At 61.9% G+C, this 20,570-nt stretch carries 16 protein-coding genes; 10 read left to right on the top strand and 6 right to left on the bottom strand.

The genetic code is table 11. The features are described 5' to 3' along the window. Positions 1 to 79 precede the first annotated feature (79 nt). From ACO07N_RS04405 to ACO07N_RS04395, 3 genes are all read right to left on the bottom strand, one after another. Positions 80 to 934: a flagellar motor protein MotB gene (locus ACO07N_RS04405; RefSeq protein ID WP_421979854.1), complete on the bottom strand. Its 855-nt coding sequence runs from the start codon at positions 932 to 934 to the stop codon at positions 80 to 82. Positions 935 to 960: 26 nt separating this feature from the next. Next, the gene (locus ACO07N_RS04400; RefSeq protein ID WP_421979853.1) at positions 961 to 1,728 is read right to left on the bottom strand and encodes a motility protein A; all 768 of its coding nucleotides are present in this window, start codon (positions 1,726 to 1,728) and stop codon (positions 961 to 963) included. 175 nt (positions 1,729 to 1,903) lie between these two features. Next, positions 1,904 to 2,917, bottom strand: coding sequence for a KpsF/GutQ family sugar-phosphate isomerase (locus tag ACO07N_RS04395; RefSeq protein ID WP_421979852.1), 1,014 nt, complete (start codon positions 2,915 to 2,917; stop codon positions 1,904 to 1,906). A 319-nt stretch (positions 2,918 to 3,236) separates the two neighbouring features. Between ACO07N_RS04395 and ACO07N_RS04390 the strand changes: the two genes are divergently transcribed. The 3 genes from ACO07N_RS04390 (at position 3,237) to ACO07N_RS04380 (ending at position 7,340) form a co-directional block, all read left to right on the top strand. Further along, the gene (locus tag ACO07N_RS04390) at positions 3,237 to 4,694 is read left to right on the top strand and encodes an outer membrane beta-barrel protein (RefSeq protein ID WP_421979851.1); all 1,458 of its coding nucleotides are present in this window, start codon (positions 3,237 to 3,239) and stop codon (positions 4,692 to 4,694) included. Between the two features lie 142 nt (positions 4,695 to 4,836). Further along, positions 4,837 to 6,057: a lytic murein transglycosylase gene (locus ACO07N_RS04385; protein ID WP_421984378.1), complete on the top strand. Its 1,221-nt coding sequence runs from the start codon at positions 4,837 to 4,839 to the stop codon at positions 6,055 to 6,057. 146 nt (positions 6,058 to 6,203) lie between these two features. Further along, on the top strand, positions 6,204 to 7,340 hold the full coding sequence (locus ACO07N_RS04380) for a DUF459 domain-containing protein (RefSeq protein WP_421979850.1): 1,137 nt from the start codon (positions 6,204 to 6,206) through the stop codon (positions 7,338 to 7,340). 83 nt (positions 7,341 to 7,423) lie between these two features. On the opposite strand, the gene ACO07N_RS04375 is transcribed toward ACO07N_RS04380, so the two are convergent. Together ACO07N_RS04375 and gltB are read right to left on the bottom strand one after the other, a co-directional pair. Then, the gene (locus ACO07N_RS04375) at positions 7,424 to 8,854 is read right to left on the bottom strand and encodes a glutamate synthase subunit beta (RefSeq protein WP_421979849.1); all 1,431 of its coding nucleotides are present in this window, start codon (positions 8,852 to 8,854) and stop codon (positions 7,424 to 7,426) included. Positions 8,855 to 8,940: 86 nt separating this feature from the next. Beyond that, positions 8,941 to 13,620: a glutamate synthase large subunit gene (gene gltB / locus ACO07N_RS04370; RefSeq protein ID WP_421984377.1), complete on the bottom strand. Its 4,680-nt coding sequence runs from the start codon at positions 13,618 to 13,620 to the stop codon at positions 8,941 to 8,943. Between the two features lie 660 nt (positions 13,621 to 14,280). Between gltB and ACO07N_RS04365 the strand changes: the two genes are divergently transcribed. From ACO07N_RS04365 to ACO07N_RS04345, 5 genes are all read left to right on the top strand, one after another. Next, on the top strand, positions 14,281 to 14,580 hold the full coding sequence (locus ACO07N_RS04365; RefSeq protein ID WP_421979848.1) for a DUF2282 domain-containing protein: 300 nt from the start codon (positions 14,281 to 14,283) through the stop codon (positions 14,578 to 14,580). A 96-nt stretch (positions 14,581 to 14,676) separates the two neighbouring features. Continuing rightward, the gene (locus tag ACO07N_RS04360; RefSeq protein ID WP_421979847.1) at positions 14,677 to 15,567 is read left to right on the top strand and encodes a DUF692 domain-containing protein; all 891 of its coding nucleotides are present in this window, start codon (positions 14,677 to 14,679) and stop codon (positions 15,565 to 15,567) included. 1 nt (position 15,568) lies between these two features. After that, positions 15,569 to 16,351 carry a DNA-binding domain-containing protein gene (locus ACO07N_RS04355; protein WP_421979846.1) on the top strand — a complete coding sequence of 261 codons (783 nt, stop codon included), beginning with the start codon at positions 15,569 to 15,571 and terminating at the stop codon, positions 16,349 to 16,351. A gap of 48 nt (positions 16,352 to 16,399) precedes the next feature. Continuing rightward, positions 16,400 to 16,993, top strand: coding sequence for a DoxX family protein (locus tag ACO07N_RS04350; RefSeq protein ID WP_421979845.1), 594 nt, complete (start codon positions 16,400 to 16,402; stop codon positions 16,991 to 16,993). A 45-nt stretch (positions 16,994 to 17,038) separates the two neighbouring features. Next, positions 17,039 to 18,097, top strand: a complete 1,059-nt coding sequence (locus tag ACO07N_RS04345; protein ID WP_421979844.1) for a threonine aldolase family protein — start codon at positions 17,039 to 17,041, stop codon at positions 18,095 to 18,097. An 87-nt stretch (positions 18,098 to 18,184) separates the two neighbouring features. Here the strand turns inward: ACO07N_RS04345 and ACO07N_RS04340 are convergent, their stop codons facing one another. Continuing rightward, positions 18,185 to 18,631 carry an Hsp20 family protein gene (locus ACO07N_RS04340; protein ID WP_421979843.1) on the bottom strand — a complete coding sequence of 149 codons (447 nt, stop codon included), beginning with the start codon at positions 18,629 to 18,631 and terminating at the stop codon, positions 18,185 to 18,187. A gap of 270 nt (positions 18,632 to 18,901) precedes the next feature. Here ACO07N_RS04340 and ACO07N_RS04335 point away from each other — a divergent pair, with 270 nt between their 5' ends. Together ACO07N_RS04335 and ACO07N_RS04330 are read left to right on the top strand one after the other, a co-directional pair. Further along, positions 18,902 to 19,333: a hypothetical protein gene (locus ACO07N_RS04335; RefSeq protein WP_421979842.1), complete on the top strand. Its 432-nt coding sequence runs from the start codon at positions 18,902 to 18,904 to the stop codon at positions 19,331 to 19,333. A 98-nt stretch (positions 19,334 to 19,431) separates the two neighbouring features. Further along, complete coding sequence (locus tag ACO07N_RS04330) at positions 19,432 to 20,568, top strand: alpha/beta fold hydrolase (protein ID WP_421979841.1); 1,137 nt, start codon at positions 19,432 to 19,434, stop codon at positions 20,566 to 20,568. Positions 20,569 to 20,570: the final 2 nt, after the last annotated feature.

The following is a 20,570-nucleotide window of genomic DNA, read 5'->3' as shown; positions in this document are numbered from 1 at the left end:
GAACCACGTCAGCCCCGGGCTGGTGAGTTTCGATGCTGCCGGACGCGCGCACGCAACGCGCCGGGCAGACGTTCTGCACTCAGAGTTTGTGGCCGGGCGGGACAGGGGGCTCTTCGGCTTTCAGAAGGATGCCGATGCGGCGGTTCGCGGCAAGATACGGGTCGTTCGGAAAGAGCGGTTCGGTATCCGATTTTCCGACAACGGCGAAGAACTGGTCTTCGGGCACACCATATTCCGCAAGGATCTGGCGCGCGACGTTTGCGCGTTCGCTCGACAGGTCCCAGCCGGTGTAGCTCGGGTCGCTGGTCTGCTGGCCCGCCGTGGTGTGTCCGGTGATCTCGACGCGGTTGGGCATTCGTGCCAGCACCGGCGCCATCTTCGCGATCAGCCGCCGCGTCGTCTCGTAGGGATATTTGGAGCCTTCGCGGAACATGGACCGGCCGTCCTGGTCGACCAGCATGATGTTCAGGCCTTCCTCGGTCTCCTCCAGAATGATGTTGCTCGAGACCTCGGTTATTTCCGGCATCTCCTGCCAGGCCTGGCGCAATGAAGCGGCTGCCGTTGCGAACTGGCGGGGTTTCTCGATATCGGCTTCCAGCGTGTCATGCGTGTTGGCTTCCGGCCCCTGTTTGCGGCGCTTCTCGTGCCGCTCCTGGGAGAAATCGGAATCGTTTTCCTGCTCGACCTGGCTGATGTCCTTCATGTATTCCCGGATGGGAATGCCTTCGACCTCGATGATGCCCGTGCGGCGCGAGGTTTCCTTGACCCCGAACGCTTCGCGCATCGATCCGGCGACGACCTGCAGTTTCTCCTTGTCCTGAATGGAAAACGAGATGATCAGGACGAAGAAACACACCAGAAGCGACATCAGATCGGCAAAGGTGACCAGCCAGTCTGGAGCTCCGCCACCGCCTTGCTGCTTTTTCCGTGCCATGCGCTTCTGTCCGTTCGATTAGCCCGCTAAGCCGCCTCAACCAGTTCGGCGCGTACTTTCTCCGGCAGGTAGGCCACCAGCATTTCCTTGATGAGCGCGGGGCTCTTGGATTCGCGGATCTGGCAGACACCGTCGATGATCAGCGTCTGGTTGAGTTCGTCCACGTCGAATTTCGCATCGAGCTTGTCCACGAGCGGCAGGCAGATGATGTTCGAGATTAGGGCGCCGTAAAGTGTCGTCAGAAGAGCAACGGCCATGGAAGGACCGATCGCAGCCGGATCGTCCATGTTGGCGAGCATCTGCACGAGACCGACGAGCGTTCCGATCATGCCGAAGGCCGGCGCCGAATCACCGAGCGCCTTCATCACGCGCTTGCCTTCCGACAGGCGCGACAGCTGAAGGTCCCGCTCCCGTTCCATCGCTTCCTTGATGAATTCGAGCTCATAGCCGTCGGCGATGTACTGCACGCCCTTTGCCAGAACGGGATCCGAGACGTCGACGTTTTCCAATCCGAGCGGGCCGGACTTGCGGACGATCTCGCCGAGATTGGTGATCTCCGAGATCAGGTCGCGCGGACTGTTGCCCTTGCCTGACAGGGCAACCTTGAAACCGGTCACGAACGCGGTCGCGATGTCCGAAAGCTGAAAGCGGACAAGCGTGGCCGCAAGGCCGCCGCCAACCACGATCAGGACCGAGGGCACGTCGACGAATTGCGTGAAGCTGCCGCCAAGGAAAATAGCGGTCAACACGATGCCAAACGCACCTACGATTCCAATGAGGGTCGCCAGATCCATTCTGATCACACACCAAGGTCTATGGCATTCCAGCCAGTGAAACTTGGGTGCAGTCTAAGACTGGTATGGCTAATCAAATCCTAATGCGCTTCGACGAAGTGCATGGAAAACGAACTTTTTTGGCTGCGCTGACGGTTTTGTGACCGGTCGCTGCCGATGCGTTTCGGCAAAAAAATCAGGCCGCGCCGATCCGCAGCAGATCATGAAGGTGCACGATGCCGACGGGACGGCCGTCTTCAATCACGAAAACAGAGGTGATGGACAGGCTGTTCACCAGTTCGAGTATCGTTGCCGACAGGGTGTCCGGCCCGACCGTTTTCGGCGACGGGGTCATGATGTCCCCCGCGGTCTTGTCCAGGAGGTTCGCGGAAACGTGCCGCCGCAGGTCGCCATCGGTAATGATGCCGATCAGCTGGTTCAGCTCATCCGTCACACCGAGGACACCGAACCCGCGCTGGGTCATGAGCACGATGCCGTCGCTCATGGACGTGGTTGCGGACGCGAGCGGCAGCCTGTCCCCGGAATGCATGATGTCCCGGGCCGTTTTCAGGCTGGCGCCGAGCCGTCCGCCGGGATGAAGGACACGGAAGTCCTGCGCGGTGAAACCGCGCCCTTCCAGCAGCGCGACCGCCAGCGCATCGCCGATGGCGAGCTGGATGAGGGCGGATGTCGTCGGCGCCAGGCCATGCGGGCAGGCCTCCGCGACGCCGGGCAGCTTCAGGACAATGTCCGATGCGCGCCCGAGCGCACTGTCCTCGCGGGAGGTGATGGCCACCAGCGGAACCTTGAAGCGCCGTGTGTAGTTGACGATGCTCGCCAGTTCCTGCGTCTCACCGGACCAGGACAGGGCCAGAACCACATCGTTGTTGCCGATCATGCCCAGATCGCCATGGCTTGCTTCCGAGGCATGGACAAAAAAGGACGGCGTTCCGGTGGACGCAAGACTTGCGGCGATCTTGGTGCCGATGTGACCGCTCTTGCCGATGCCCGTGACGATGACGCGGCCGGTGCTGTTGCTGATCAGGTCAAAGGTGCGCTTGAACGGGCCAGCGAGCCCGTTTTTCAGCGCTGCCCGCACGGCACTCAATCCCGCGATTTCTGTCTCCAGGGTCCGCTCCGCAGATACCACGCTCTGCGTCAGCTTGTCCGAGGTCTGATCGGAAACGGTTTCGGGGGATGGAGTTGCCATAAGATCTTTCTTTTTCTGAACTGGTTATGACCTAGACCACTCGTCAGCGGGGATCAAGCAGCGGCAGGAGCCAAACGGTACCGGATTTCCGTCATTCTTCTCCTCTGTCGTCCCAGATTGCGCCAAATCTATGGAAGCTGTTCCATTTGCGCGGTTTCCCGTGTGGATTTCGGCATGTGTTGTGGATGAAGACGGGGGCCGCGCACAAGCGGGCGCCGCAAGGGGCGGCCGCTTTGTCAATTTGCAAAAAAGAAACGAAGGATTAACCAAGTTTGGTCAGTTTGAAACCGATCTAGACTTCGACCGGTTCGATACCTGAATGCGCCGCCTATTGCCCCTGCTTGCCTCCCTGACCGTTTTTGCGGCGGCGCCGTCCCATGCGCAAACGGCGCTGCCGGACTTGCGCGGCACGGATGTGCCCGGTGGCCGGGAAGGAGCAACCGACGCCGCCGAGGCGAGCACGCAGGCCAATCCGGCCCAGTCCGATGTCTATGCCTTGCGCCGGACGCTCAACAGCGCAGAAGCCGAAGACGGCTCGACCGGCCTGGGCACGAACGGGCAGGTTGCGCCGGTCCGGCCGTTTTCCGACCGGATCACTTCGGTCGACCGCGCGGTGCCGCTGTCCGACAGTCTCGTCGACGACAGTGTCTTCGGCGGGGACACGGCCTTTGACCGGCCGAGCGGTATCCGCCTCGGATCCTTCACCTTCACGCCGCAGATCACCCTTGCGACCGGCTGGACGGACAACACCGCCCGATCCTCTTCGGGCACGGCCGGTGCGCTCTACCGCATTTCTCCGGACTTCGCGCTTACGTCGAACTGGTCGCGGCACGAGTTCGGCGCTTCCCTGCGCGGGTCCTATACGGGGTATCCGGAAAACACCGACGACAACGACGGCAACGTGTCGGCCGCAGCCGACCTGAGGCTTGATCTCAACGACGTGACACAGATCGACACCGGGGTGTCCTATACCTATACGCGCGAGGAAGACGGGAGCGCCGAATCAACAGCTTCAGGCGCCGATCACGTGCAGACCTTTACAGCCGATCTCGGCGCCACGCGCGCCGTCGGCCTTGTCGCGGCAACCGCCTTTGTCGGGCTCGACCGAATCGTCTACACGTCCGATGACGATATCGACAGCGGTCGCGACAACACGCTCTACTCGGCCAATCTCAGGCTCGACATGGATACCGGCAGCGTGTTCACGCCGTTTGTCGAAGGGTCGCTGCTGCTTCGCCGCTTCGACGAAGCGTGCAGCGACAGCCTGTGCGAAAAGCGTGATGCCAACGGCTATCAGTTGCGCAGCGGGCTGAGCATCGCGTCCGGGCCGAAAGTGACGGGCAATATCGGCCTGGGGTGGCGTATCGAGGACATCGAGGACGATCGGCTGGACGCTCTTTCCGGGCTTGTCGTCGACGGATCGCTGGTCTGGTCGCCGTCCCGGCTGACGACTGTCACGGCCGGGCTCGGAACCAACTTTGTCGCGACGGATATTGACACTTCCAGTGGCTCGATCATTTATTCAGGAGATTTGAGGGTGGCGCACGCTTTCAGCGACCGGTTGGTTGCGGAGACAGGCGTCGGATACAGTTACAGGACGTATGAAGGCGTTTCGATCGAAGAAAAGACATTGACCGGGTTCGGCGGCGTGACATTCGCGCTGACGCGCAACACGGCCTTGATCGTCGATTACACGCATCGCAGGTTCGACAGTTCCGAGGACGGCAGCGACTATACCGAAAATGCGATCGAAGCCGGTCTCAGGTTCCGTCATTAACGGTACAGTAACCACTCGAAGATCATTCATGGGGCGGGGGCAGAAGCGAACACGAACAGGGGCAACGGCCCCAGGGCTTAAGGAGGCCCCGATGCGGAGCTTTTATTGGCGGACTGCTGACGTGACGGCTTTGGTGCCTGGACTGAGTGTCTTGAAATCCCGAATTCGGCAGCTTGCAGGCTGCGCTGTATTGGCAACCGGACTTGCCGCCGTGAGTGCACCGGCACAGGCCGATCCGGGGTTTGACCGGTTCGTACGCGACTTCTGGCCGACGGCGAAGGCTGCCGGGATTTCCTCGCAGACCTACAATTCCGTCTTCACCGGGATGAAGCCCGACGACGACACGATCCGCCTGATGGGCAAGCAGTCGGAATTCGTGAAGCCGATCTGGGATTATCTGGACAGCGCGGTCTCCGATACCCGCGTCGAGAAGGGGCGCGAACTGCTGGAGGAATACGCGATTGTCCTGCAGCAGATCGAAGGCCGGTACGGCGTTGACCGGGAAGCGGTTCTGGCGATCTGGGGCATGGAGACCAACTATGGCGGCTTCATGGGCCGGCACAACGTGATCCAGGCCCTTGCGACGCTGGCCTATGCCGCACCGCGCAGGAAGAGCTTCTGGAACAAGGAACTCGTGACGGCCCTTGCCATCGTGCAGGCGGGCCACGTGCGGTTTCAGGACATGGAAGGGTCGTGGGCCGGCGCCATGGGACACACCCAGTTCATGCCGTCGAGCTGGAAAGCCTATGCCTCCGACTATGATGGCGATGGCCGCCGGGACATCTGGACATCCATTCCCGATGCGCTTGCCTCGACCGCGAACTACCTGAAGAAACACGGCTGGCAGACCGGCAAGACATGGGGCTACGAAGTCAAGCTGCCGTCCGGCTTCGACTATCACCTTGCCGATGGCGAGAAGACGCTGACGATCGGAGAGTGGAGCAGATACGGCATCGGCCGCTCCAACAGCAGGGCGTTTCCGCGGCCTTCCGACAAGGCCGTTCTGGTGCTGCCCGCCGGCGCGAGCGGACCAGCCTTCCTCATGCTGCGCAATTTCTACGTGATCAAGCGGTACAACAACGCGACGGCCTACGCCCTTGCCGTCGGCCACCTGGCAGACCGTCTGATCGGCGGCGGGCCCCTGGCGGGCGACTGGTCGCGGGATCATAAACCGCTCAGCCGTTCGGAAACCGCCGAACTGCAGAACCTCCTGAACAGCCGCGGTTTTTCCGTCGGCGCCGCCGACGGCAAGGTCGGTCCGGCGACACGCCGGGGCATCCGGGCGTTCCAGCAATCGCGCGGCCTCGTGCCGGACGGGTACGCGTCGGTCATGTTGCTGAGGCAGGTGAAGCAGGGCGGCTGATATCCGCCTTGCACAAATCAACAAGCATCTGGTGGCTTCCCCTGCGGCGCTGTTGGGTTTATCTGTGTTAGACGAACAGGCGGAAACTCGCGGTGGCATTGATGGCCGGAAAGGCAAGGTTCAGCACGAGAGCGGTGATGCATCTGATGAGGATTGCATTGGTGGCCGTGCTGTGCCTGACCTTCGGACCGTCCCCGGATGCCTTTGCCCAGCAGGCTGAAGACAAGGAGATTGTCGTCGCGCAAAGCGGGCTGCTGCGCGGCTTCAATCCGTTTTCTCCCCTGCAAAAGCTGTTCGGCAGCAAGGAACGGCGCCGGGGCCAGCAACCCCAGCAACAGACCAAGAAACGCCAGGCACCGGCACGCGCTGCCGGAACACCACCGAAATACGAACCTGTCGCGAAAGACGAGAATGCAGGCGTGATCCTGGTTGTCGGCGACCGCATGGCACGCGGCGTTGCCGACGGGCTTGATTTTATTTTTGCCGAAAAACCGCAAATTCGCGTCGAGCGGATCACCGAGGACAAGGCGGGCTTTGCGGGTGAGGGGGCGCCGGACTGGAGCACGAGGGCGCTCGCCAAGATCCGCGGAGACGACGTCAAGGCTGTTGTCGTGATGATCGGCCGCCAGGATCTCGGCAAACCCTTCCCGGGCGAAGTGCCGGTCGAATTCATGACGCAGGAATGGATCGATGCCTATCGCAAGAAGGTCGATGGGCTTGTTCGGGTCGTGCGCCAGGAAAAGAAACCCATCGTCTGGGCGGGCCTGCCACCGACGAATACGGAAACCGTCAACGCGGATTTCACGCAGTTGAACTCAATTTTCCAGTCTCTGACCGAGGATCGCCGTGTCCGCTATGTCGACATCTGGGACATTTTCCTCGCCGAAGACGGCAGCTATTCGTCCTTCGGCCCGGACGTTGACGGCAAGAACGCCCGGCTGCGGACGCGGGACAGGATCGGTTTCACATGGCCCGGTTATCAGAAACTTGCCTTCTTCGTCGACCGCGAGCTTCTGAGGCTGCTCGGCGGCTATGGCGGGCTGGCGTTCGAGGGTATCGAGGATGATCCGAACTTCATCGTTCTGACCGGCAGAACAACCTCGCCCGAAGCACTTCTGCTGGGCGGCGAGGACGACGAAGGCAAGGTCAACAGGAACAGCGCTGCCTACCGTTTCTTCGTCAAGGGCGATCCGCTGCCGCCCATGCCCGGCCGCGTCGATGACCCGCGCATGGCTGTCGAAGGCACATCCGTCCTGGAAGACGCTGTTCCCAGCGGCTCATAATTCCATAAGACGCAAGTCGTCTGCTGCCGCGCAGCTGCGCCCTGCCGGTGCAGGCGGGTATGCGCCGCCTGAACGCCTTTCGATTATCTCGGCAGATCCGACGTGCCGGTCAGGAACTCGTCGACGGCGCGCGCGGCCTGGCGGCCTTCGCGGATGGCCCAGACCACGAGTGACTGCCCCTTGCGCACGTCGCCGGCGGCAAAGACCTTGTCCATGCTGGTCTTGTAGTCTTCCGTGTTGGCCTTGACGTTGGTGCGGCCGTCGAGTTCGAGCTTGTCGCCGGCCTCGGCAATGTAGGTGTCCAGCAGCGGGCCGGAGAAGCCGATTGCCGCGAGCACGAGATCTGCGCGCAGGATAAATTCGGTGCCCTCGATCGGGTGGCGCTTTTCATCGACCCGGGCGCATTTCACGCCGGTGACGACACCATCCTCGCCGACAAGGGCCAGCGTCGCTGCCGAGAATTCGCGCTCGGCGCCTTCCGCCTGCGAGGACGACGTGCGGAACTTGGTCGGCCAGTAGGGCCAGACCGTCATCTTGTCTTCCTTGAGCGGCGGGATCGGGCGGATGTCGAGCTGGGTGACGGACAGGGCGCCCTGGCGGAATGCCGTGCCGACGCAGTCGGAAGCGGTGTCGCCGCCGCCGATGACGACCACGTGCTTGCCACCGGCCCAGATCGGCAGCTCGTCGCCTTCCGGCTCGCCGCCGACGCGGCGGTTCTGCTGCACGAGATACTTCATCGCCCAGTGGCAGCCTTCCAGCTCCATACCGGAGACGCCCGGGTCGCGCGGGCGCTCGGCGCCGGCGCACAGGATGACGGCATCGTGGCGTTCGGCGAGTTCTTCCAGCGCGGTATCGACGCCGACATTCACGCCGTAGTGGAACGTGACGCCTTCGGCTTCCATCTGTTCGACGCGACGGTCGATATAGTGCTTTTCCATCTTGAAGTCGGGAATGCCGTAGCGCAGCAGACCGCCGGCGCTCGGTTCGCGCTCATAGATGTGCACCGTGTGTCCTGCGCGCGCGAGCTGCTGCGCCGCGGCCATGCCGGCGGGTCCGGAACCGATGATCGCAACGGCCTTGCCGGTCTTGCGAGCCGCCGGTTCGGGCACGATCCAGCCTTCTTCCCATCCCTTGTCGGCAATCGCCTGCTCGACGGTCTTGATGTTGACCGGGATGTCTTCAAGGTTGAGTGTGCAGGCTTCCTCGCAAGGCGCCGGGCAGATGCGGCCGGTGAATTCGGGAAAGTTGTTCGTGGAGTGGAGGTTGCGCAGGGCAATGTCCCAGTCGCCCTGGTAGACGAGGTCGTTCCAGTCGGGGATCTGGTTGTTCACCGGACAGCCGTCGGGGCCGTGGCAGAACGGAATGCCGCAATCCATGCAGCGCGCCGCCTGGCTGGCGACTTCCTGATCGTTCAACGGGATCGTGAACTCACGGAAATGGCGGATGCGGTCAGAAGCCGGCTGGTACTTCTGCTCCTGACGATCGATTTCCAAAAAACCGGTAACCTTGCCCAAGGCAACCTCCTCAAATTTGCGTCTTCCCAAAGTGGCTTCTATCGGCCGCTGACTGCGGCCGAGAGCCCTTTCTTTCCGTTTTCCGATTACTCCGCGGCAACCATGCCAAGGCGCTGTTCTTCCATTTCGCGCAGCGCACGGCGGTACTCGACCGGCATCACCTTGACGAATTTCGGCCGGTAGGTCGCCCAGTCGTCGAGGATTGCGGCTGCCTTGGTCGAACCGGTCAGCTCGACATGTTTCGTCAGCATCTGGCGCAGGCGCTCGTCATCGTGCCGGCTCATGTCGGACGACAGGTCGACGCGCCCCTTGTGCTCGATGTCGCCGCCATGGTGATGCAGCTTTTCCAGAAGGTCGTCTTCTTCCGTGACCGGCTCGAGATCGACCATTGCCAGGTTGCAGCGCGTGCCGAAGGAACCGTCCTCGTCGAGAACGTAAGCGATGCCGCCCGACATGCCGGCCGCAAAGTTGCGCCCTGTCTGGCCGATCACCACGACTACGCCGCCGGTCATGTATTCGCAGCCGTGGTCACCGACGCCTTCGACGACGGCGATCGCACCGGAATTGCGGACCGCGAAGCGCTCACCGGCCACGCCGCGGAAGTAGCACTCGCCTTCGGTCGCGCCGTAAAGAACGGTGTTGCCGACGATGATGCTGTTCTCCGCAACGATGCGCGTGTTTTCCGGCGGGCGGACGATCAGCTTGCCGCCTGCCAGGCCCTTGCCGACATAGTCGTTGGCATCGCCGACCAGATCGATGGTGACACCCCGTGCGACAAACGCGCCGAACGCCTGTCCGGCCGTTCCCCTCAGATTGATCCTCAGCGTGTCGGGTTTCTTGAGGCCCTTGTTGCCATAGCGTTTGGCGATCTCGCCGGACAGCATCGCCCCGACCGAACGGTCGACCGAGCAGATGGTCTCGTCGATGACGGTCGGTTCCTTGCTTTCCAGCGCCGGCTGCGCGGCAGCAATCAGGCGCCGGTCGAGAATGTCGACGATCGGATGTTCCTGGGTCTGCGTCCAGCGGGTTTCTTCCGGTTCGGCATCCGGCTGGAAGAAGATCCGCGAGAAGTCGAGGCCCTGGGCTTTCCAGTGCTCGATGGCCGCATTCTTGTCCAGGAAGTCCGAGCGGCCGATGAGGTCGTCCAGCTTGCTGACACCGAGGCCTGCCATGATCTCGCGCACTTCCTCGGCGACGTAGAAGAAGTAGTTGATCACATGTTCCGGCGTTCCCTTGAAACGCTTGCGCAACACGGGGTCCTGGGTGGCGATGCCGACCGGGCAGGTGTTGAGATGGCACTTGCGCATCATCAGGCAGCCGGCGGCAATCAGCGGGGCCGTGGAGAAGCCGAACTCGTCAGCGCCAAGCAGCGCACCGACGATCACGTCGCGCCCGGTGCGCAGGCCGCCGTCAACCTGGAGGGCGACGCGCGAGCGCAGGCCGTTCAGCACAAGTGTCTGCTGGGTCTCGGCCAGGCCGATCTCCCAGGGGCTGCCGGCATGCTTGATGGATGTGAGCGGAGAGGCACCCGTGCCGCCGTCGAAACCGGAAATGGTGATGTGGTCGGCACGTGCCTTGGCAACACCCGCCGCAACCGTTCCGACACCGACTTCCGACACCAGCTTGACGGAGATATCCGCCTCCGGGTTGACGTTTTTCAGGTCATAGATGAGCTGCGCCAGATCCTCGATGGAATAGATGTCATGGTGCGGTGGCGGAGAGATCAGGCCGACGCCCGGGGTCGAGTGACGGACCTTGGCAATGACCGCGTCGACCTTGTGACCGGGCAGCTGGCCGCCTTCGCCGGGCTTCGCGCCCTGGGCGACCTTGATCTGGATCATGTCGGAATTGACCAGATACTCGGTGGTCACACCAAAGCGTCCGGACGCCACCTGCTTGATCGCGGAGCGGCGCGGGTTACGCGAGCCGTCCGGGAGCGGGTTGAAACGCTCGGGCTCCTCGCCGCCTTCGCCGGTGTTCGACTTGCCGCCGATCTGGTTCATGGCGATGGCGAGCGTCGTATGGGCTTCACGCGAGATCGACCCGAAGGACATAGCGCCGGTGACGAAGCGCTTGACGATGCTTTCGGCGGATTCCACCTGATCGATATCGATCGCGGACCGGCCGATCTCGCCGGCGTCCCTGATGCGGAACAGGCCGCGGATCGCGTAGCGTCCGCTCTTCTCGTTCACTTCCTGTGCGAACGCCCGGTACATGTCGGGCAGCTTCGACCTCACGGCATGTTGCAGCTGCGCGATGGATTCGGGCGTCCACATGTGGTTTTCGCCGCGTGTGCGGTAGGCGTATTCGCCGCCGACGTCCAGCGAACGGCGCAGGATGGCGACATCACCGAAGGCTTCCGAATGGCGCAGGACGGTCTCTTCGGCAACTTCGCCAAGACCGATGCCCTCGATCATGGTCGCCGTTCCGAAGAAGTACTTTTCGACGAAAGCCGATCCGAGGCCGACGGCGTCGAAGATCTGCGCGCCGCAATAGGACTGGTAGGTCGAGATGCCCATCTTGGACATCACCTTCAGGATGCCCTTGTCGATCGACTTGATGTAGCGCTCGACAACCTCGAACTGGTCCACTTCTTCCGGGAAGTCCATTTCCATGTGCATGGAAAGGAGCGTCTCGAAGGCGAGATAGGGGTTGATCGCCTCGGCACCGAAACCGGCGAGGACGCAAAAGTGATGGACTTCGCGCGCTTCGCCCGTCTCGACTACCAGCCCGACGGAGGTGCGCAGGCCCTTGCGGATCAGGTGATGATGCACCGCGGCGGTTGCCAGCAGCGCCGGAATGGCGATGCGCGACCGGCTGATCAGGCGGTCGGACAGGATGATGATGTTGTAGCCGTCGCGGACGGCCTTTTCCGCACGCTGGCACAGTTCATCCAGCGCGCCTTCCATCCCGTTGGCGCCCTTTTCGGCGTTGTAGGTGATGTCGAGCGTCTTGGCGGAGAACTGGTTGTCGGCTATGTCGCCGATGGCGCGGATCTTCTCCAGGTCCTCGTTGGTCAGGATCGGCTGACGGACTTCCAGGCGCTTGGACGAGGACAGGCCCTTCAGGTCGAAGATGTTCGGGCGCGGTCCGATGAAGGACACCAGGCTCATGACCAGTTCCTCGCGGATCGGATCGATCGGCGGGTTGGTGACCTGGGCGAAGTTCTGCTTGAAATAAGTGTACAGCAGCTTCGACTTGTCGGAGAGCGCGGAAATCGGCGTGTCGGTTCCCATGGAGCCGATCGCTTCCTGGCCGACGGTCGCCATCGGGGTCATCAGAAGCTTGATGTCTTCCTGGGTGTATCCGAAGGCCTGCTGACGATCGAGCAGGCTCTCGCCGGCAACAGGTGCGCGCTGACGCACGCCCGGCAGGTCTTCAAGAACGATCTGCGTCCGGTGGAGCCAGTCCTTGTAGGGATTAGCCGTCGACAGCTCACGCTTGATCTCGTCGTCCGAGACGATGCGGCCCTCGTCGAGATCGATCAGAAGCATCTTGCCCGGCTGCAGGCGCCACTTCTGGACGATCCGTTCCTCTTCGACCGGCAGAACGCCGACCTCGGAGGACATGATCACGAAGTCGTCGTCCGTCACGATGTAGCGGGCCGGACGCAGGCCATTGCGGTCCAGCGTCGCACCGATCTGCTGTCCGTCGGTGAAGGCAACGGCCGCCGGGCCGTCCCACGGTTCCATCAGCGCCGCGTGGTACTCGTAAAATGCGCGGCGGTTGTCATCCATGAGCGGGTTGCCGGCCCAGGCTTCCGGGATCAGCATCATCGCCGCATGCGCAAGCGAATACCCGCCCATGACGAGGAATTCCAGCGCGTTGTCGAAACAGGCGGTGTCGGACTGTCCCTCGTAGGAGATCGGCCACAGCTTGGAGATGTCGTCGCCCAGGAGCGCGGACGAAACGGATGCCTGGCGGGCAGCCATCCAGTTGACGTTGCCGCGCAGCGTGTTGATCTCACCGTTATGGGCAACCATCCGGTAGGGATGCGACAGGTCCCAGGACGGGAACGTGTTCGTGGAGAAGCGCTGGTGCACGAGCGCCAGGGCGGACGTGAAGCCCGGGTCCTTCAGGTCGGCATAATAGGCACCAAGCTGGTAGGCCAGGAACATGCCCTTGTAGACGATGGTCCTGCTGGACAGGGAAACGATGTAGAAGCCCTTGCTGACGGCATCGGTTTCCGCGCGCACGGTGTTGGAGATCACCTTGCGCAACACGTAAAGACGGCGTTCGAAGGCGTCCTGGTCCTCGCTGCGCGCCCGCTTGATGAAGACCTGGCGGGAGACGGGCTCGGTTGCCGCGATGTCGGGCGCTTTGGACAGGGACGCGTTGTCGACCGGCACATCGCGCCAGCCGAGGAGGTCCTCGCCTTCGGCGGCAATCACCCGCTCGACGATTTCCTCGCACTTGGCGCGCAGTGCATCGTCCTGCGGCATGAAAATGAAACCGACGCCATAGTGGCCGGCGTCGGGAAGCGGCGTTCCGGCCTTTTCCATTTCGGCGGCAAAGAAGGCGTGCGGGATCTGAACGAGCATGCCGGCACCGTCGCCCATGAGCGGGTCGGCACCGACGGCGCCGCGGTGCGTCAGGTTCTCCAGAACCTGCAGGCCGTCGGAAATGATCTTGTGGGATTTCTCGCCCTTCATGTGGGCAATGAACCCGACACCGCAGGCATCGTGTTCGCGCGACGGATTGTAGAGCCCTTTGTCGGCGGCCGTGCCCAGTCGTTCGGCAAGTGTCGCGGCTGTGGCGGGTTTCATCTCCGCGCTGCCTGCTTGCATGGCTGTGCTGGTCGTCAGCTCTGTTCTCGTCATGTGCGCCCTCACTGTTAACCCCAGTGCTGCCGTGGTTTGAAGCGTCCGGTTCCGTTCGGGTCGCATCCCATCAAGAATGCGGCTCGGCGAACCCTGGCCTCAATGCCCCGGCTCTGTCGATGTATTACCGCGCCGGCCTGTCAAAACAAACCGTCGCATTGACGCAGCGGACATGCCGCTGCCGAAACATCCCGTTTCGTCTTGCCGCGAATCCTCCCCGGATCCGTCGACCGGTCAGCCTACTTGCTGCTTCTTTCCCGCCAGCTGGCATGTACCGCCGGCGCCGCATTAATTGGGACAGCATACCTGTCCTATTCTAGGCGCGCGGAACATGACAGATTTCGCTGCCGGGAGCAAGTCTGTTTCTGTGGGGCGGCATTATAATTGTTTCATCGAAAAAGTTCCAATTGTCTCGAAAGGCCATTTTCGCCAGAATTTGGGTAAGAATATTTCGTCTGTGAAAATCTCGCCCAAGGCTGCTCTCAAAGCGGTCACAGGCGTTTGATTTCCTATTTATCGGCGATAGGCTCATTTCTGTCTTGCGCCTGCGCCACACCCGGAGCGCGTTGGCCCCAATTGGATTTGGTTCGACCAGAGGAGTTCGAAATGAAAAACAAGGCTATGTCCGCAGCAATCGTCGCTGGTGCCGTTGCAACCGCAGTCGCCGGTCTTTCCGCTACCGCCCCTGCGCACGCGCAAGCCAAGGAAAAGTGCTACGGCGTGTCTCTCAAAGGCCAGAATGACTGCAAGGCCGGCGCTGGAACCACATGCGCAGGCACGTCCACCGTCGACTACCAGGGCAATGCCTGGACCCTCGTACCGAAGGGCACATGCGTCTCCATGGAACTGCCGGATGGCCGCAAGGGTTCGCTGACCGAGCTGGACCGCGACCTGCCGGAAGCCTGATTTCCGCGTGATTTGCGGCCGGATGACCGGCCGCCTCTTCGGGCAGGCGGAGTTATGCCGCCTGCCTGACTGCTTTTTCTCCACCCGGAGCCAGACATGTTCGCCGAGCACAAACGTCCACACCGCATTGACGCAGCCATTCCGGCGCGGGCCGGCGCGGGACTGAAGGCCGAACATGTCAACGACATCCTCCGGACTGAAGCCGATATCGGGTTTTTCGAGGTTCACGCGGAAAACTACATGGGTGCCGGCGGGATGCCGCATCGGCAGCTGGAGACGATCCGTGAAAGATATCCGCTGTCCCTGCACGGCGTCGGTCTTTCGATCGGCGGCGAAACGCCACTGGACAAGGATCACCTCGAGCGTCTTGCGATCCTCAACAAGAGATACGAGCCGGGCCTCTTCTCAGAACATCTTGCGTGGTCCACCCACGACACCACCTATTTCAACGACCTTCTTCCCGTGCCCTACGATCAGGCAACGCTGGACCGCGTCTGCGATCATATCGACGAAGTGCAGACCGTGGTCGGGCGGAAGATGCTTCTCGAAAACCCGTCCACCTATGTTGCCTTCGAGCAAAGCACGATGAGCGAGCTTGATTTTCTGAAGGAAATCACGCGCCGGTCCGGCTGCGGCCTGCTGCTGGATGTCAACAACGTCCATGTTTCGTGCACCAATCACGAAAGATCGGCCGAGGATTACCTTGCGGCGTTTCCCATCGGCGACGTCGGCGAGATCCATCTGGGCGGCCACGCGCCGGATACCGATGATGCGGGGCGCCCCCTGCTGATCGATGCGCATGACCGGGAAGTCGATGACGCCGTCTGGGCACTTTACGAGACGGTGATACGTCAAAACGGTCCGATACCGACCCTGATCGAGTGGGACAACGACGTTCCGGCGTGGGAGGTCCTGCAGGCCGAGGCGCAAGCGGCCGATGCGATCCTGAGCGGTGCACCGGCCACGGCCCTGAAACGTGCGGTCTGAAATGAATGCCCCCGAGTTTCCTCCCAAGGTGAGTGCCGGCCGATTCGGCGAAGCGCTGTGGGATCCGGCCGCTGAAACGCCGGCAGGCCTAGTCGGACCGGACGGGAAGACCGCGCCGAAACGGTTCAATGTCTACCGGAACAACGTCATCGTCAGCTTGAGCGAAGCCCTCGAACAGTCGTTTCCGGCGGTCGGAAACCTGCTCGGCGCAGATTATTTCAAGGCGCTGGCGCGGGCCTTCGTCGCCGAACACCCGCCTCAAACCCCGGTGCTGATGTGGTATGGCGCGGACTTCGCCGGTTTCATCGAACGATTTCCGCCGCTGCAGGCCTATCCCTATCTCGCGGACGTGGCGCAGGCCGAATGGGCCTGGCTCGAAGCGTATCACGCGGAAGACGCGGCACCGCTCGATCCGAACGAGATCGGGACGATTGCACCCGATGACGTCGGGCAGGTGCGTTTCGGCAAGCATCCGGCGTCCTCGGTTCTGCGATCGTCGTGGCCGGTCTGGGACCTGATACGCGCGAACAGGTTCGATCCGGACGCCGACATCGCAATCGATCTCGAATCACCGCAGTCTGTCTTGATCACGCGTCCGGATGTCGAGGTCGAGCTGCTGCTGCTCCGCCCCGGCGGCGACATATTCGTGACCGCGCTTTTCGGCGGGGCCACGCTTGCGGACGCCGCAGCCGCGGCAAGCGGGCATGCCGAAGACTTCTCACTGTCCGACACCCTGTCGGATTGTCTTGCAAATGGTGTTTTCACAACTCTCGTAAAGGCTTAAACCAGACAAGAGCCTGAGGTTGTCGTATGGAAAGGGAAGGGGGACTTTATGGGCGCTCTCATCGGATTTTTTGTCAGATTGTACACGGCCGTGTTCGGCTTTTTTGAACGCATCACAAATGGATGGCTTCTGGGTCTGGCGGCGCGTCTGGCCTTTGCATCGGTGCTGCTGCTGTTTTTCTGGAAATCCGCGATGACAAAGATCGGCGGTGCCGACTGGAGCCTTACCAACCTGTTCGTGCCGACGGATGGTGCCTATATCCAGATCCTGCCGACTGTCTTCGAAGCGGCCGGATACGACTCCAGCGGGATCGCCTTCTTTCCCTACGGACTGATTGTCCTCCTGGGCACCTGGGCGGAATTCATCCTGCCCGCACTGGTCGTAGTCGGCCTGTTCACGAGAGCCGCCAGCCTCGGCATGATCGTCTTCATCATCGTGATGACCTATGTGGACATCAACGGGCATGGCGTGGATGCGGCGACCATCGGAGCGATGTTCGACGGCGACCCCTATTCCAAGATTGCCGATGACCGCCTGCTTTGGATCTTCCTGCTGCTGGTGCCGACGCTGAAGGGACCGGGCGTTATCTCGCTCGACTGGCTGTTCGGGCGTATCTACCGCAAGCGGGAAATGTACTACTGAGAAAATCCTGTTGCCGGTTGAAATCCGACCTGCTTAAACCGGCACATGAATTTTGCTAGCGACAATTGGGCGGGTGCGGCTCCGGCGGTGATGTCGGCGCTGGCCCGCCACAGTTCCGGGTTTGCGCCCGGCTATGGCGCAGATCCGCTGACGGCGAGCGTCAACCAGTCCTTCAACGACATTTTCGAGCGTGAGGTGGCGGTCTACTTCGTGGCGACCGGCACAGCCGCAAATGCGCTTGCCCTTGCCACGTTCGGCAGACCGGGCGGTGCGGTCTTCTGTCATCGCGACAGCCATATCAACATAGACGAGTGCAACTGCCCGGAATTCATGACGAGCGGCAACAAGCTCGTCGGCCTTCCCGGCGGAGGATGCAAGATTGCGCCGGACGATCTGACGATTGCGATGTCAAGGTTTCCGGACGGGGTGGTGATGCATGGCCAAGTCGCCTCGGTCTCCATCAGTCAGGCCACGGAGAGCGGCACGGTTTACACGGTCGGCGAGATCGGCGCGATTGCGGAGGCTGCCCGGTCCCGGTCGCTCCCGCTGCACATGGACGGTGCACGCTTCACCAACGCGCTTGTCACGCTTGGATGCACGCCGGCGGAGATGACCTGGAAGGCCGGTGTCGATGTCCTGTCCTTCGGAGGTACGAAGAACGGGTGCTGGTGTGCCGAGGCGGTTGTCTTTTTTGACCCGGAGCAGGCCAGGGAGTTCGAATACTTCCGGAAGCGCGCCGGACACCTCTTTTCCAAGAGCCGGTTCGTTGCGGCCCAGTTCGAAGGCTATTTCGAAAATGACAGCTGGCTGGATACGGCGCGGCACGCCAACGCCATGGCCTTGAAACTGGCAGAGGGGATCAGGGCACTCGGCGGGCGGACGGCATGGGGCGTTGAAGCCAACGAGCTGTTCCCGATCGTCAAACGCACCCGGTTCGAAACGCTCAGGGATGCCGGCGCGAATATCTACGAATGGCCGGCCAATGAGCTGTCGGATAACGTGGCCCCGGCAGCAGACGAAGTGTGTTTCAGAATGGTGACCAGCTTTGCAACTTCAGAAGAGGACGTGAAAACGTTCCTGGAAACGCTCGCCGGGACAGTCTGAGCGGCGGTATTTGATCGGCCACATGTATCAAGGGCGTCCGGTTTCCCGGACGCCCGACTTTCCTGCAGTTCGATGCAGACCCGAACCTTAGTGGGTCTTGGCTTCGATCTGCTTCGACGCGCCGGATGAAATCTCGATCTTGCGCGGTTTCATGGCTTCCGGGATCTCACGTACGAGATCAACATGCAGAAGTCCGTTTTCGAGGCTCGCGCCATCGACACGAACGTGCTCGGCGATCTGGAAACGGCGCTCGAACGTGCGCGAGGCGATGCCGCGATACAGGATTTCCTTGTCGGAATCCTCGTCGGTCTTTTCGCCCTTGATCGTCAGGACGTGTTCCTTGGCTTCGACGGAAAGTTCAGCGTCGGTAAAGCCGGCCACGGCCATCGTAATCCGGTAAGCGTTCTCGCCGGTGCGTTCGATGTTGTAGGGCGGGTAGCTCGGGGTGTCGTTGCCGGCGGTGTCCAGCATCGAGAAAAGCCGGTCAAAGCCGACGGTAGAGCGGTAAAGGGGGGAGAAGTCCAAGTGACGCATTAAAGTGTCCTCCTTTGAGCAACAGATACTTCACTGATTTTCATGTTTTCCTGTCCCCCATGGTGGCGGGACGGGAGGTGATTGCAGACCCGTTTGGCGCCTGCACGGTTGAGGTGGGAATTGCCCGGTTCGATTTCAAGGCCGCGGATCGGTGACCGGCGTGCGACATGAACGCCCGATGAACGGTCCCTTCCGGTTTGGTTCAAGCTGGATCGTGCATCTTCCGGTCAACGTCAGCAAAACGCTGGCGATCAGACCAGGAGAATTGAAATGTCATCGATTGCTTCAAAACTTTCCGCTCCGATCGCCGGAGCCATCCTGCTGGCAACAATCGGTTTTGCACCTGCAGCGGCTGCGTCGCCGCTCTCCGCCGCGAAACAGATCCAGTCCTCGCAGGATGCGCCCGTCATCCAGATCCATCACAAGAAAAAGGGTTACGGCAAGCACAAGGGAAGAGGCCACGGCTGGCAGGGCGGACATGGCGGAGGGCACTATTCCCTCGGGCCGCGCCAGATCCGCCGCAGCCTGCGCCATCGCGGATTTCACCGGATCCGGATCATCGACCGCCGCGGGCCGATGTATATCGTCAAGGCGGTCGGATGGCGCGGCATGCCCATGAGACTTGTCGTTGATTCGCGCAATGCACATATCGTGCGCAGCCGCCCGATCGGCCATGGCGTCTACTGGCAATACCGCTGGTAGGATTTGCCGAGGTAAAAGGCGACTTTCCGGCCGGTGCTTAAATGCACCGGCCCGAAGTCTGTTGTCGGGCCGCGTGAAGGCGGGTATCACAAAGAACCATGGACCTGATCGATCACCCCGACAATCCCGTACCCGACGGGGCCAAAGCCGGATTTGCGACCACGCCCGACGGTGTCCGCATCCGCTATGCGCACTGGGCCGGAACGGGAGAGCACCGGCGCGGAACCGTGACGCTTCTGCAGGGGCGTGCGGAGTTCATTGAGAAGTATTTCGAGGTGGTCGAGGATCTGCGCAAACGCGGCTTCGACGTGGTTGCCTTCGACTGGCGCGGGCAGGGCGGTTCCCAGCGCGTGACACGCAGTGCGCGGCGGGGGCATATTTCAAACTTCCGCAAGTTCCGGACGGATCTGCGCACGATCCTCAAGGAAGTTTCCCTTGCCCACTATGCCGGCCCGCATTTCGCCCTTGCGCATTCCACCGGCGGCCTTGTCCTGCTAAGCGATACGGTGCGTCTTCGCACGATGCTGGACCGCGCGGTGATCACGAGCCCCCTGCTCGGTCTGCCGTCAGGCAGCCACGCTCTGGGGATCGGCGAGTCGTACCGCCGGTTCATGCGGATCGTCACCTTAGGGCTTCTGGGCAAGCCTCCTCTGCGGGCAAGCGCTCCGAAGACGTCGGCCATCGTGGAGAAGGTCGGGTACCCGCTGGCGCGCCTGATGTCGATCATCGGCCTCGGCCGGCTCTATGTGCCGGGGGGCAACAGCAAGCTCATGGTGCCGTTTGATAAGAACCGCCAGACATCGGACCGGACGCGTTTCGAACGGTGCAGGAAGGTTCTGGACAAGGCGCCGGAACTCGGGATCGGGTCAGCGACCTTCGGGTGGCTGAATGCCGCCGCGCGTACGATGATGCCGCTTCGCAAGCGCACCGCCGGTCCCGGGATCAAGCTGCCCTGCCTGATGCTCGGCGCCGGAGAGGACCGGATCGTCTCAACACCGATCATCGAGGACTTCGTTGCACGCACCCGGTCGGCCGCTTATGTGGAGATACCCGGCGCCGCCCATGAGATCATGATGGAACGCGATGTCTACCGCGACCAGTTCTGGGCGGCCTTCGATGCCTTCATTCCCGGTTTCGAAGCGGAGCAGGAACTGGCTGAAGCCCGCCTGAAGTCGACTGCCACGGTCGTGCGCGATTCCAACAAGCCGGGTTTGGCCGAGGTCAGCCAAGCCTAGGG

Origin of the sequence: Roseibium sp., from assembly GCF_965229775.1 — a bacterium.
Classification (GTDB): Bacteria; Pseudomonadota; Alphaproteobacteria; order Rhizobiales; family Stappiaceae; genus Roseibium.
Note: the sequence above shows the minus strand (reverse complement) of the source record. Positions and strands in the feature narration are given on the sequence as shown.